This is a genomic window from Nonlabens sp. SY33080 (assembly GCF_011784885.1).
Taxonomy (GTDB): domain Bacteria; phylum Bacteroidota; class Bacteroidia; order Flavobacteriales; family Flavobacteriaceae; genus Nonlabens; species Nonlabens tegetincola.
Map to the genome: position 1 here is coordinate 529,229 of NZ_CP050461.1, position 14,191 is coordinate 543,419.

13 protein-coding genes and 1 riboswitch are annotated in these 14,191 nt (G+C 33.8%); of the genes, 6 read left to right on the forward strand and 7 right to left on the reverse strand.

What is annotated here, in order from left to right:
* Window positions 1-2: 2 nt before the first annotated feature.
* The gene (gene msrB / locus HCN53_RS02385) at window positions 3-386 is read left to right on the forward strand and encodes a peptide-methionine (R)-S-oxide reductase MsrB (protein ID WP_042278659.1); all 384 of its coding nucleotides are present in this window, start codon (window positions 3-5) and stop codon (window positions 384-386) included.
* A gap of 95 nt (window positions 387-481) precedes the next feature.
* A complete protein-coding gene (locus HCN53_RS02390) occupies window positions 482-697 on the forward strand; it encodes a hypothetical protein (protein WP_167341899.1) in 216 nt (71 codons plus the stop codon).
* Between the two features lie 328 nt (window positions 698-1,025).
* Here the strand turns inward: HCN53_RS02390 and HCN53_RS02395 are convergent, their stop codons facing one another.
* From HCN53_RS02395 to HCN53_RS02405, 3 genes are read right to left on the reverse strand one after another with little or no spacing between them, the layout of a single operon-like run.
* The gene (locus tag HCN53_RS02395; protein ID WP_167341900.1) at window positions 1,026-1,781 is read right to left on the reverse strand and encodes an ABC transporter ATP-binding protein; all 756 of its coding nucleotides are present in this window, start codon (window positions 1,779-1,781) and stop codon (window positions 1,026-1,028) included.
* Window positions 1,781-2,794 carry an iron ABC transporter permease gene (locus HCN53_RS02400; RefSeq protein WP_167341901.1) on the reverse strand — a complete coding sequence of 338 codons (1,014 nt, stop codon included), beginning with the start codon at window positions 2,792-2,794 and terminating at the stop codon, window positions 1,781-1,783. The genes HCN53_RS02395 and HCN53_RS02400 overlap by 1 nt, the downstream gene beginning before the upstream one ends.
* Window positions 2,795-2,801: 7 nt before the next feature.
* The gene (locus HCN53_RS02405; protein ID WP_167341902.1) at window positions 2,802-3,953 is read right to left on the reverse strand and encodes an ABC transporter substrate-binding protein; all 1,152 of its coding nucleotides are present in this window, start codon (window positions 3,951-3,953) and stop codon (window positions 2,802-2,804) included.
* A 102-nt stretch (window positions 3,954-4,055) separates the two neighbouring features.
* A riboswitch (cobalamin riboswitch) is annotated at window positions 4,056-4,246 on the forward strand.
* Window positions 4,247-4,333: 87 nt separating this feature from the next.
* Here HCN53_RS02405 and HCN53_RS02410 point away from each other — a divergent pair.
* Both HCN53_RS02410 and HCN53_RS02415 read left to right on the forward strand, forming a co-directional pair.
* On the forward strand, window positions 4,334-6,184 hold the full coding sequence (locus HCN53_RS02410; protein WP_167341903.1) for a TonB-dependent receptor plug domain-containing protein: 1,851 nt from the start codon (window positions 4,334-4,336) through the stop codon (window positions 6,182-6,184).
* Between the two features lie 2 nt (window positions 6,185-6,186).
* The gene (locus HCN53_RS02415) at window positions 6,187-7,248 is read left to right on the forward strand and encodes a YncE family protein (RefSeq protein ID WP_105018879.1); all 1,062 of its coding nucleotides are present in this window, start codon (window positions 6,187-6,189) and stop codon (window positions 7,246-7,248) included.
* Window positions 7,249-7,318: 70 nt separating this feature from the next.
* Here the strand turns inward: HCN53_RS02415 and HCN53_RS02420 are convergent, their stop codons facing one another.
* The 3 genes from HCN53_RS02420 to uvrA all read right to left on the reverse strand — a co-directional run bounded on the left by HCN53_RS02420 (window position 7,319) and on the right by uvrA (window position 12,109).
* Window positions 7,319-7,894, reverse strand: a complete 576-nt coding sequence (locus HCN53_RS02420) for a hypothetical protein (RefSeq protein WP_167341904.1) — start codon at window positions 7,892-7,894, stop codon at window positions 7,319-7,321.
* 248 nt (window positions 7,895-8,142) lie between these two features.
* On the reverse strand, window positions 8,143-9,225 hold the full coding sequence (gene corA, locus HCN53_RS02425) for a magnesium/cobalt transporter CorA (RefSeq protein WP_060522592.1): 1,083 nt from the start codon (window positions 9,223-9,225) through the stop codon (window positions 8,143-8,145).
* A gap of 79 nt (window positions 9,226-9,304) precedes the next feature.
* On the reverse strand, window positions 9,305-12,109 hold the full coding sequence (gene uvrA, locus HCN53_RS02430; RefSeq protein ID WP_167341905.1) for an excinuclease ABC subunit UvrA: 2,805 nt from the start codon (window positions 12,107-12,109) through the stop codon (window positions 9,305-9,307).
* Between the two features lie 209 nt (window positions 12,110-12,318).
* Between uvrA and HCN53_RS02435 the strand changes: the two genes are divergently transcribed.
* Both HCN53_RS02435 and HCN53_RS02440 read left to right on the forward strand, forming a co-directional pair.
* On the forward strand, window positions 12,319-12,906 hold the full coding sequence (locus HCN53_RS02435) for an RNA polymerase sigma factor (RefSeq protein ID WP_042278668.1): 588 nt from the start codon (window positions 12,319-12,321) through the stop codon (window positions 12,904-12,906).
* An 88-nt stretch (window positions 12,907-12,994) separates the two neighbouring features.
* Window positions 12,995-13,141 carry a hypothetical protein gene (locus HCN53_RS02440; protein ID WP_167341906.1) on the forward strand — a complete coding sequence of 49 codons (147 nt, stop codon included), beginning with the start codon at window positions 12,995-12,997 and terminating at the stop codon, window positions 13,139-13,141.
* Window positions 13,142-13,224: 83 nt separating this feature from the next.
* Here the strand turns inward: HCN53_RS02440 and HCN53_RS02445 are convergent, their stop codons facing one another.
* Complete coding sequence (locus HCN53_RS02445) at window positions 13,225-14,184, reverse strand: D-2-hydroxyacid dehydrogenase (protein WP_042278669.1); 960 nt, start codon at window positions 14,182-14,184, stop codon at window positions 13,225-13,227.
* Window positions 14,185-14,191: the final 7 nt, after the last annotated feature.

Below are 14,191 nucleotides of genomic sequence, written 5' to 3' on the forward strand. Positions count from 1 at the left end.
TTATGAAAAAGACCGAAGCAGAGTGGAAGGAAGAGCTTACACCAGAGCAGTATTATATTCTACGAGAAAAAGGTACTGAAAGGCCCTTTAGTGGTGAATATAATACGCATTTTGAAAAAGGAATGTATGTATGCGCAGCTTGTAACAATCCATTATTTAAGTCAGAGACAAAATTTGATTCTGGTTGTGGTTGGCCTTCTTTTGATGGAGAAATTCCTGGTGCAATTGAACGTAAATTAGATAAATCACATGGGATGATACGTACGGAAATCCTTTGCTCTAATTGCGGTGGGCATTTGGGTCATGTATTTAATGATGGTCCTACAGCTAGTGGTATTAGACATTGTGTAAACAGTATTTCAATTGATTTTAAATCAAATCAATAACCTGTTAAATTACAAGTGTTGCTTATAATAAGCATCGGCATTTTATGACAGCTACCAAGTTTTAAGTATATTTACTTGGACTCAATTTACTTTTTATGACATCCTTACTGCTGCTGGCTATTTTTGTATTTGTTGCTTGTATGTATTTGTTTTGGCTTACAACGCATAAGCATTTTATAAAAATGTATGGAGAAACTTATTTCAAGCAAACCACCTCAAAGTTATATTATTGGCAAGGCGCAATATCTTTTGGTATAGGAGGCGCATTACTTGTTGTCTATATAGTAAAGTATTTTAACTGGATGAATTAGTGATAAAGCTATTCTATAAATTTTTCATTTCGCTTTTTTTATCAATAACACTTTTCTGTAGTTTGTCTTTTATTTCCATTATTGATAATATTTCAACACCATGGAGTAATGAAAGTTGGTTTGAAATAGATATAGGTTTGCCTTTTTACCTATTATCATGAATTTTTAGATGGTCAGGCTAACCTTCACCATTCTTGGTCACTGGATTTCTTAATTATTGATCTATTACTATGTACGCTTGTGATGTCCTTATACATTTTAGCTAAGCATAAACTTAAATCAAAAATTTAAGGCTCATAAATCGAATTAAAAATTCAGAATGTTCTTATCACCACTTATAGGAAACTCCATTTTCATCAAAATTGAGTTTGCTTGAAGGAAACATCTTATTTAATAAATTACTCGATAGCAATTCTTGCCTTGTATGTTTGACAATCGAACCCTTATGTATAGTTACCAGTTCATTTGCTAGATGAAGTGCCATTTCTAATTCATGAGTACAAAAAATTATACCTTTTTTATTACTAAGACAAACTTCTTTAAGTTGGTGCAACAAATCAATTTTAAAGTTAAGATCTAGATGACTAGTAGGCTCGTCCATCAGAATAAAATCAGTATCCTGCACTAGTGCTCTAGCAATTAGAACTCGCTGTAATTGCCCGTCACTTAAACTGTGTAATCTACGATCCAATAAAGTTGAAATTTGAAAATCAGTACTTATTTTTTGTATAATTTCATTATCTCCTTCACTTATTCTGGCCATAAAATTACTGTAGGGTATTCTACTAAGCTCCAGAAGTTCTTTTACTGTAAGATGGTGACTAAATTCTCTTTGTGTAAGCACAACAGCTACTTTTCTAGACCATTCAACATCGCTGTAATTTTGTCTTAATTTATTGTCTAGAATTACATTCCCTGAAATCTTATGGTTACCATACGCCAGAGCTCGTAAAAACGTTGATTTCCCCATCCCGTTACCACCTATGATTGCTGTTAGATTCGCTTTCGCGAAAGCGAAATCACCAACCGTGCGAGCAACTTCACAAGAACCGTATCCTATATGTAAATCCTGTGCTACTAACATTAAAAGTGAAGTTTACGTTTTCTTACAATTAACCAAATTACAACAGGAGCACCGATAAGTGATGTGACGGCATTTATGGGTAAGGATTTACTACTAAAAGGCAATTGAGCTATTATATCACAAAATAGAAGTAGGGCAGCTCCTAATAAAACAGCTGTAGGAAATAAGGATTTATGATTAACACTGGGTAACATCATCCTAGTAAGATGCGGAACAGCAAGCCCTATGAAGGCGATGGGTCCGGCATAGGCTGTAATGGATCCAGCTAAAACACTTGTGAGTATGATAATGATCCACTTAGTCAATTTGATATTAATTCCTAAACTTAGAGCATATTGTTCACCTAGTAATAGTGCATTAAGTGGTTTAATGAGGTATGTGATTACCACCATACCTATAAGTAGTATACTTGCCAGTATAAGTATTGAAAACCATGATACGTTACTCAAACTACCTAGAGACCAAAAAACATACCTCTGTAATTCTGTACTGGCGCTGAAATAACTTAGGATTCCAACTATAGCGCTACTTAAGCTACCCACCATAAGCCCAATTATGAGTAAGCCCATGGTGTCTCTTAATCTAAATGAAATAAGAAGTATCAATATTAAAACAACCACGCTACCTAAGATACTTGATACAACTAAACTACTTTGACTTGCTGCTTGAAAACCCAGCCAACTAGCGCCTAGTACCGTAAAAGCAACACCTAATCCTGCACCACTTGAGATACCTAAAACAAAAGGTCCTGCTAATGGATTCCTGAATAAAGTTTGCATTAATATACCTGATATTGCAAGGAATGCACCGGCAATAATTGCCATAACAGCCCGTGGTGCTCGTATGTTAGTAACTATGTAGGTAATGGTAGGTTGGTCTTGAAGTGCCTTTTCACTAAAAAAGGAGTCCCATACTTGATAGGGTTTGATGAAAACAGTACCCAAACAAATATCAAGTACAAATAGAAATATTATTCCTATTAATAATGATATGATAAGCGTGTTAACTTTCATTTAGAACCTATGGTAAAAGTGTACTAAAAAAATAAGGCTGATAGTCTTTAAGCAAGTCTCGATCGTGCGTGAGATAAATAATGTCCTTAAGAACTAAATCTGGTCGCATACTAGCTTCTTCATAATAAATAAATCCGCCTGTAGATCCTCTCTTCAATGCAAAGGTATATAGTTTTTTTTGCTGAAAAGCTTTAAACTGTCCATAGGCTTGATTATCTGCAAGCATGTTTGAATAAGTCGTATAACTTCCAGGAGCGATCCAATAATCTGCCTTTTGAGCATCTTTAAGTACTTGTTCAATATTATAGGCTAGTGATCCTTTGCCAGATGTGTTTTCATAAATGTAATTACAGCCGGCATCAGCTAGAATTAATCCTTGCCACGAATCACCATAGGGTAAATACCACACATCTTTCCAGGTTGCACCTGCAATTACAGTAGGTTTTGGCAGGTCAACTACCAACTCTTTTGCTTGTAAATAATCATTCTTAATTTTATTAAATATGGAGTCAGCTTGTTTTTGTTTACCAAATAGCAGTCCGTAAAGCTTAATCCACTCGGCTCTTCCTAATGGATGCTTCTCAACCCAAGCACCACTAAATAATACTGGAATACCAGCTTTTTGAATGTTGTTGTATGTTGGATTTTCTCCTTCAACACCATACCCTATGACCACATCTGGTTGTGTGAGTATGACACTTTCCACATCTAGTCTTTCGTTGATTCCAACATCTTGTATATTTCCTGATTCTATTAAATTTCTTATTGTACTATTACTTATGTAATCAGTTTCTGGAAATCCAACTAAACTTTTTTCCACACCTAACAAGTCTAAGGGTGGTAAGTGAGTAGTCGATGTTGCAATTATACGTTTTACAGGTACTTGTATGATAGTGCCAGCATCAAGTTCAGGAATTAATTCTCTTTTCTGGCTAGAAGCAGGAACAAGTTTGTATGTGTAATCCTTTGTTGCATCTGGCCAAGGTTTTTTTACAGTAACGTAAATTCCTGTTTCTGTATTTTGAACAGTAAGTCCGGTTGCATAATCAAACGATATAACACTTTTGGTTTCTGGAGTTTCAACCAATGTTTGATCTCTATTTTGCTTACAACTACCTAGTAAAATCGCTATAAACCCTATGTATAAAAACTGTTTCATCATTGTGAGCGTAAAAATAACTTTATTAGATTACTTTTGCCGTGTATTGAAGGTTTCATTAATTAATGATTATTATGCTTTCCTCGCATTTGCCTTTATGGCAAGCTTCGGTCGCGAAAACGTAATTACCATATACTAATGAATTAAAAGGGAATCTAGTGTAATTCTAGAACTGTTCCCGCAACTGTAAACAACATTACTCGTACGAGATGTTTCGATTATAGCCACTGGTTTATCTGGGAAGGCAGAAACATGTTGAAGTCAGGAGACCTGCCTCTAATACCAAATAATGTTAACCTTCGGGATAAAGGTGGCAGGTATCTCATCAAATGCTTTCGGGCATTTGTGATCTCTGTGCTTTTACCTGAAAACTAAAAGTAATGCACAAAGCACTGAGAATACTACTATTCATTTGTTTTACCTGGACGATCTACGGTCAACAACAGCCTGCGGAACTTGATACGATTGTATTAAATGCAGACAGGCTACTAGTGCCTTTTTCCAAAACCCAAACAACAACCACTCTTACAGATAGTATAAGCAAGAGACAGTCTGCTCTATTAACTGATTTATTAAGGTTTAATTCAACCATTTTCTTCAAAGAAAATAGTCGTGGCGGCGTTTCGTCTCCTTCTTTTAGAGGAACAACAGCGCAGCAAACAGCAGTAATATGGAACGGAATAAATATTAACTCACAGCTTAATGGTCAAACTGATTTTAATACTTTAAATACAAGAAACTTTGAAGAAATTACGGTTAGGTATGGTGGCGGAAGCGTAATTTATGGAAGCGGAGCAATAGGAGGAACCATTCACTTAAATGATAAAATTGAATTTAAAAATCAGTTTTCAAACGAGCTTTTTGGTAATATAGGAAGTTTTAATACACAGGATTTTGGTTATAAAACTTCTTATGCTAATTCCAAGCTTTATGCTGGTATAGCTATTTCACGTCAAAGTTCAGACAATGATTACACTTATGATTTTAGAGGTCAGGAACGAACTAATTTGAATGGGCAGTTCGACAACTTTTCCGTAAATTCTCAATTGGGTTATAAGCTCAATAACTATCACACCTTTAAGTATTACAATTATTACTTTGATGGTTCTAGGAACTTTTCATTAATCAATCCTAGTGAAATTCCATCTAAGTATGAAGATTACAACACAAGAAACCTTCTTGAATGGGAATTTAAAAAGAAGGCTGTTACCTCAGTTTTAAGAGCAGCTTATTTAACTGAACGCTACAGGTTTTATGGAAATGTTGATCGAGATTCCTACAGCTCGGGTAATTCTCAATCATGGATAGGAAATTATCAGTTCAACCTAAAAATTAATACTAATACGCAAGCACGATTTGTAGCTGACTTAAATCATACCTCAGGAGCTGGTAGCAATCTTGAAAATAGAGATAGAACTATAGGTTCATTTAGTTTTCTTTTAAATCAAAGGCTCAATAAATGGTATTATGAAATAGGTAGTCGTTTAGAAACTACAAAGGATTATGATAGCCCTTTATTATTCAATGTAGGAATAAGTTATAGGTTATTTGATTTTTATACAATAAATATAAATGGTTCACGCAATTATAGAATACCTACGTTTAATGATTTGTATTGGATAGGAGCTGGGAATAGTGAATTAAATCCTGAACAATCTTATCAATTAGAAATGGGTCATTCTTTTGATTTTGAGAACAGTAATTTTAAAATTAGCGGATTCTACTATGATATTAGTGATATGATTAGATGGGTACCCAATTCTAGTGCTATATGGAGACCTATTAATACAGATCAGGTAGTTTCCTATGGTCTAGAATTTCAGGCTAACTACATAACAAGATGGAATAACATTAATTTTAAATTAAACGGTAATTACGCTTACACTAACTCAACCAACCGACTTACTGACAAACAATTAATTTATGTGCCCTATCATAAAGCCACTAATTCAATTCACATAAATTTCAAACCAAGTGCCAATAAACTACATGAAATAAACACCTATGTTCAAACCATGTACGTTGGTGAAGTATTCTTTCAGTCAGATAATAATCCTGAAGCTGTACTGGATTCTTATTTGATTTCAAATCTTGGTATGGAGTTTTTACCTAAGAAGAACTGGACTATAGGTTTACGAGTTCTCAATCTTTTTAATGTTAATTATCAATCGGTTAATAACAGGTTTATGCCTGGAATTAATTATAACTTTTATTTAAATCTAAATTTCTAAACATGAACAGAATTTTAAAATTTCCTCTTTACTTAATGGCTATTGCTATTTTATTCACATCTTGTAGTGAAGACGATGATGTAAACGGTACAGCACCTAGAGGAGAATATGATGGTGGTTATTTTATACTACATGAAGGTGGTGGACCATTAAGCCCTTTTACTTATGTAGATGATAATGGTACCGTAGATACAAATGCATTTGAAACTGCAAACCCTACTGAACTACCTTTTGGTGGATTCAATCAAGATATGTTTTTTAGCGATGATAGAGCGTTCGTTATTTCAGGTCAGTCTAGTAGTGTTACAGTTTTAGACAGATTCTCTTTATCCTTAATAAATACTGTAGACACGGATTTTGAAAATCCTAGATATGGTGTGGTAGTAGGTAATAAAGCTTTTGTTACAAATTCAGGCGATTTTATGTCAACTGCTGATGATTTTGTTACAGTTATTGACCTTAATGATTATAGCACCTCAACTATAGTAGTTGGAGACGTTGTCAATAGAATTTATGCTGCAAATAACAATGTTTATGTTTTGAATGGATCATTTGGAAGTGGTAATGCAATAACAGTTATCAATCCTGATTCTGAGTCAATTATCGGCTCTATTGACCTAGGAGCTGGTAACTCGCCAGATACTGCAGTTTTAAATGCTAATTCTCTATACGTTCTTGCCAACAATGGTGGTGCAACAGGTAGTGTAATTGAAATAAATATAGGTACTAATGCTATCGTGAATACAGTAAGTTTACCAGCGTCTTTAACAACGCCTAAGCACATTTCTATCGATGGAGCAACAACCTATTTTACAAACGGCACAGCGGTTTACGGTTACACCACAAATAATCCTCAAATATCAACTACACCAGTTTTAGAGTACAATTCAAGTTCTCCATTTGGTGCCATGTATGGATTTACCGTGAAAGATGGTATTATTTACATTGCTGATGCAGGAGACTTTGTTTCCAATGGTCAGGCATTTGAATATGATTTAAATGGTAACCTAATGACAACCATTTCAACCGGTGTTGCACCCAATGGATTTTTCTTTAATGATTAATGTCAAAATAGTTTCAGTATTAAAAAAGGCTTTTCGATTAAGAAAAGCCTTTTTTAATTGATATTATATATTATTCCTTGAAAAGTCTAGCCTTCTGCATGACTGTAATAGGGTAGGCGCTTACCTCAAAACCTTCGGCTTCGCCTGCCAGTTCTTTACTCTCTAATGGACTAAAGCTTATAAGAAACTCAATGTACTCTTCATTAAAAATTAATGTTGATGTCAATAAATTACCAGCCACTTCATAGGTACTGAATAAGGTGTTTTCACTATAAGCTGTTGGTAATATTATTCCATTATTTTCATCAAGCTCAAATAAATTAGGATTATTCGTTTTTAATAAGGAGTAAGGTCTTTCAGATCTTTCTTCTCCATAAAATATTTTATAATCATATTTCAATGAATCTTGAGTAGCAAGAAGATGTAATTCCATAGGAATTGAATTTAACCCGTTACTTGTGGTAATATTCAATTTTCCTTTATAAATACCTGTATAATCTTCGGGAAATAGTAATAAATCTGAGTTCGTTTTAACATTTTGTTCAGCTTTTGAGGTGGTCAAAACGTCAGTTTCTCTATTATTGGTTTCATTTTTACAAGATATTAGAGTAAAAACAAGTAGTAAAATTGGAATATATTTCTTCATGACTTTAATAAATATAAGGACTTAATTATAGAATGGTCTAAAATTAGAAAATCCCGAGCAGAAGAATACTGCTCAGGACTTTCACTAACCAACCAAAAAACTTTATGAAAATTACTCTTAATAACCTTCGCCTATTTATATGCAACTGCTGTGCCAAACACAACCTTTCATCTAAAAAGGCGTGCAAAAATACAGCGAGTATCTGCTTCAAACAAAATGATAAATGTTAAAATTTTATCTAGTCAAATTTATAACCATTTTTTGAATTTAAAAAATACTATTAATCCTACAAACATTACCGCACAGATTATCCAAAAATACATGTATCCGTGTTCCCATGTAAGCTCGGGAATATGCTCAAAATTCATCCCGTAAATTCCTGCTAGAAAAGTCATTGGAATAAATATGCTACTTATTATAGTCAATACCTGCATGATTTGATTCATCTTATGACTTACGCTAGATAAATACATATCTTTTAATCCTGTATTTATTTCTCTGTAGGATTCTATAGTCTCAATAATTTGTATGCAATGATCGTAGGCATCTTGAAAATAAGCTTTTGTCTGTGGTTGTAAAAACCTAGATTCTTCTTTTAAAAGCCTACTTATTGATTCTCTTAATGGATAAACCGAACGTCGTAAATTAATAAGTACACGTTTGTTATTTTGTACTTTATTTAGAGATTCTTTTTCTGGGTCATTGAATATTTCATCCTCTAGAACGTCTAGATAATCTCCTATTTTTTCTATAGCAATAAAATAATGGTCCAGCACGCTGTCTATAAGTGCATAGAATAGATAGTCACTGTCTGATGTTCTTATTCTTCCATGATTATTTTCTATCCTACTGCGCACACTCCCAAAAACATCACCAGTTTGTTCTTGAAAGGTTACAACTTCATGTTCATTTAAGATTATACTAACTTGTTCTTGTTCAATATCATGATCTTTTTCATCGTAAGAGATCATTTTAATACATTGAAATACGTAATTTGGATAGAACTCAGTTTTAGGGCGTTGTGTAGTATTAGCTACATCTTCTAGTAATAAAGGGTGAATATCAAATCGTTTCCCTATTTTTTTAAGTTTTTCTATATCGTGAATTCCGTCCAGATTGTACCATTTTACATAATCATTGGGTAAACTATACACAATTTTATCATGCTTTTCATAATGCTCTGGACCGTAGGCTATAGTTTCAGTTATTACTTCACCTTCACGATGAACTCCTACGTAAGATATAGTTCCAGGTGGTGTGAATACTGTTTGTGAAGTTTTAGGCGCTGCCTTTCTTTTAATTCTTAGTTTATTAATGATTTTTTTAGGCATAGCTATTTTATTGTACTATTAAAGTTACTATTTATTATGCTTTCGCGAAAGCGCAATTATAATAACCTAACAAGTAGAGTTACTTCAATTTTTGAGAAATATAAGGTGCGGTATGACTTTCTTTTACCTGAGCAACTTCTTCTGGAGTACCAAATGCTACTAGATTACCTCCTTGTTTACCACCATCGGGACCTAGATCAATAACAAAATCGGCGCATTTTACTAAATCCATATTATGTTCAATTACGATAACAGAATGTCCTTTGTCAATAAGAGCATTAAAACTGTCCAATAATTTATTGATATCATGAAAATGAAGACCGGTAGTAGGTTCGTCAAAGATGAATAACGTTTTATCTGCAGTGGTTCCTTTAACGAGGAAGCTTGCAAGTTTAATACGTTGTGCCTCACCACCAGATAGGGTAGAACTACTTTGTCCTAGGGTTACATATCCTAAACCTACATCTAACAGTGGTTGTAATTTTTTTGCAACTTTATCTTGCTTGTTAGTTTTGAAAAACGCAACGGCATCACTTATTGTCATATTAAGAATGTCGTGAATGTTTTTACCTTCAAATTCTACTTCTAGAATTTCTTTTTTAAACCGTTTACCATTGCATGTTTCACATTGTAAGGTGACATCGGCCATGAACTGCATTTCAATGGTTACTTCTCCTTCACCTTTACAAGTTTCACAACGACCACCTTCTACATTAAATGAAAAATGTTTGGGTTTGTAATTGCGAATTTTTGAAACCTTTTGGGTTGCAAATAAGTTTCTAATATCATCGTAAGCCTTTATGTAAGTAACAGGATTAGAGCGAGAGCTACGACCTATTGGGTTTTGATCAACAAATTCTACAGTTTTTACATTTTCAAATTTTCCTTCTATACTTGTGAAATGCCCTGCCTTTTTACCATAACCACCTAATTTTTTAAGAATAGCTGGATATAATATTTGTTTCACTAATGTAGATTTACCACTACCGCTTACACCAGTAACCATAGTAAGAACTCCTAGCGGAAACTTAACATCAATGTTTTTAAGATTGTTTTGTCTGGCACCTTTTATATCTATGTAGTACTTGAAGGACCTACGTTTGCTAGGTACAGGAATCTCTAGTGATTCATTTAGGTACTGTGCCGTTAGACTGTTTTGATTTAAAATTTCTTTTAGTGTTCCAGTAGCTACCACTTCACCACCGTAGGTTCCTGCCTCTGGACCTATATCGATAATTTCATCGGCTGCTTGCATGATTTCCTCATCATGTTCTACTACGATGACTGTATTTCCTAAGTCTCTTAGATTTTTGAGAACTTTAATTAATTGAGTGGTGTCTTTAGGGTGCAATCCTATACTGGGCTCATCTAGAATGTACATGCTACCAACTAAACTACTACCTAAACTCGTAGCGAGATTAATGCGCTGGCTTTCTCCACCAGATAAAGAATTTGATTTACGATTCAAGGTAAGGTAATCTAGACCTACATCACTCAAAAATTGTAAACGACTATTTATTTCTATAAGGAGTCTTTCGGCAATTTTAGCATCATGTTCTGAAAGTTGTAATTGATCAAAAAACGGAATTAATTCCTTGATGGGTAACGTGACAAGATCTGTAATAGTTTTATCATCAATTTTTACATAGTTAGCCTCTTTACGTAATCTCGTTCCATGACATTGTGAGCATTTTGTTTTTCCACGATAGCGTGATAGCATCACACGATTTTGAATTTTGTACGCTTTGGCTTCTAGCTCGCTAAAGAAGTCATTAATTCCTTCAAAGTACTTATTTCCTTCCCAAACTATATTTTTTTGCATTTCTGTTAACTCAAACCAAGGACGGTGAATTGGGAAATTGAATTTTGATGCATTTTTAATTAATTGATTTTTATAATAGGACATGCTTTCCCCTTTCCAAGGGAATACTGCTCCTTCATAAACAGATAGTGCTGTATTAGGAATAACAAGATCCTCATCAATACCTATTACATCACCATAGCCTTCACATTTAGGACAAGCTCCATAAGGATTATTAAAACTGAATAAATGTACATTAGGTTCTAGAAACTCCATGCCATCTAATTCAAAAGCATTACTAAACATGTGCTCCTTATCTTGTTTTACATGTTCTATATAAGCTGTTCCTTTTCCTTCGAAAAAGGCGGTTGAAACAGAATCGGCTAGTCTGTTATAAAAATCTTCATCATCCTTTTTAACAATTCTATCTACAACAATCCTCAAAGAATCCTTTTCTTTATAAGTAAGATTTTCATCGTCTATTCGATAAACGGTATCATTTATTTTTAATCTAGTATATCCTTGTTGCTGTAATACTTCTATTTGCTCTTTGACCGAGCGTTTACCTTTGACAATCAATGGTGTTGTGAGAAGCATTCTACTACCATTTTCTTGCTTTTTTACGTAATCGATTACATCGCTTACAGTATCTTTTTTTACCTCATTCCCAGAAATAGGAGAGTAGGTGCGTCCTACACGAGCATATAGTAATTTTAAATAATCGTAGATTTCTGTGGTTGTCCCTACCGTACTTCTAGGATTTGTTGAATTTACTTTTTGTTCAATAGCTACTGCCGGAGCAATACCCTTGATATATTCGACTTTAGGCTTGTTTAGACGTCCTAAAAATTGTCTTGCGTATGAGGATAAACTTTCAACATACCTACGTTGTCCTTCTGCATATAATGTGTCAAAAGCAAGAGAAGATTTACCACTACCTGATAAACCGGTAATGACTACCAGCTTATTACGTGGTATGACTACATTAATATTTTTTAAGTTGTGAAGTTGTGCTCCTTTAATTAAAATATTCTCCTTTGGATTAAGAGTATCTATTTCTTCAAAAAATTCAGTCTTTGACATACTACAAAAATACACCCTACTTAAACTAATATAAATTGTGATGCATCTATTAATTTGTTAAAAGTTGGTCCAAATTTTTGCATTTGTTTTATAAAAGTTTATATATTAGCCGAATACAATTGAACAACTGCCTATAGATACAATTTTACTTTAAATCACATTAACGATACGAGTTATAACAAAATAACTCACTTTAAAGTAGTTGTACTATGAGAATGGAAAATGTTCAGGATGCTGTTTTGGTTAGACAGTATATAGAAGGTAAGGAATACGCGCTAGAGGTTCTAATAAACCGACATAAACAAAAAATCTACAGTTTTATTTTTTCTAAAGTAATGGATAAAGACATTACTGAAGATGTTTTTCAAGATACTTTCATTAAAGTAATACGTACTTTAAAAAAGGGAAAGTATAACGAAGAAGGTAAGTTTTTACCATGGGTAATGCGTATAGCGCACAATTTAGTGATAGACCATTTCCGTAAAAACAAGCGTATGCCAAAATTTCAATCTAGAAATGATTTTGACATATTTGATGTAATCAGTAATGGCGCTGATTCTACAGAAACTGAGATGATACTCTCTCAAGTACATGCCGATGTAAAGCGATTAGTCGAAGAATTACCAGAAGATCAAAAACAAGTTCTTAAAATGCGTATCTACAAGGAAATGTCTTTCAAAGAAATCGCCGAACAAACTGAGGTAAGCATTAATACGGCTCTCGGTAGAATGAGGTATGCTCTTATCAACTTGAGAAAAATAATTGAACAGCACAATATTATACTAACAGATAATTAAGGTTACGTTAAAATGAAAAAAATACGGTACTGATTATAATATTGTGAAAATATGGACGTTAAAAAAGAGAATAAACATATTAACGCTCATGGCAAAACTTTACAATGAATCATTACCAGAACAAGTGAAACCTACTGGACCGAGCAAAGAAACGATTAAGTTTTTACTCAATTTTTCAAAATCGTTACACATTACTAAGTATAACAAAATGACATTTGAAGCATCAAAGAATTAAACTTTAAATTTTTGATTTCTAGAAGAAAACCCCATTCATAAAGCTACTATGAATGGGGTTTTTATTGGTTATTAGATATATTATTATCCTAATATTGCTTTAATTTGATCAGCAAGTTCAACTCCTATTCGGTCTTGAGCTTCATTAGTAGCAGCACCAATATGAGGACTTAATGATAGTTTACTATTCATGAGTAATTGCACCTCTGGTTTAGGTTCTTTTTCAAAAACATCTAGTGCAGCAAAAGACAAGTGCTCGTTTTCTAAAGCTTCTACAAGAGCTACTTCATCTAAAACGCCACCACGAGCAGCATTTACCACAGCCGCTCCTTTTTTCATCATTTGAAATTCTTTAGTTCCTAAAACATATTCCGATTGAGCTGGCACGTGAAGAGTTATAAAGTCTGCATTCTTAATAACGTCTTCTTTCTCTAACAACGGAATTTCTACGGTAACAGATTGCCCATCAAAAAGGTCCCAACTTACTTTTGGATTTGTTGTAGCATTATGATCATATCCTACAACATTCATCCCTATTCCTGCTGCAATTTTTGCAACTTCTTGACCTATACGACCTAAACCGATTATTCCAATCGTTTTTCCACGTAATTCTACACCTTTGGCATATTGTTTTTTAAGCCCTTTGAAATTTTCATCACCTTCTAATGGCATGTTACGATTTGCATCATATAGAAAACGTACACCACCATATAAGTGTGCAAAAACAAGTTCGGCAACACTAGCGCTACTTGCAGCTGGTGTATTAATCACCTTAAGTCCTTTATCACGTGCATACTCCACATCTATATTATCCATTCCTACTCCACCACGGCCTATAATTTTAAGGCTTGGACAATTATCGATAATATCTTTACGTACTTTAGTCGCACTACGCACCAGTATAACACTTACATCATTATTGTTGATGTAGTTAACTAATTGGTCTTGAGCTACATTTGTTGTGATCACCTCATAGCCAGCTTTTTCTAATTCGTTGATTCCGCTTTGAGAGATACCGTCGTTAGCTAATACTTTTTTGCTCATTCTTAAT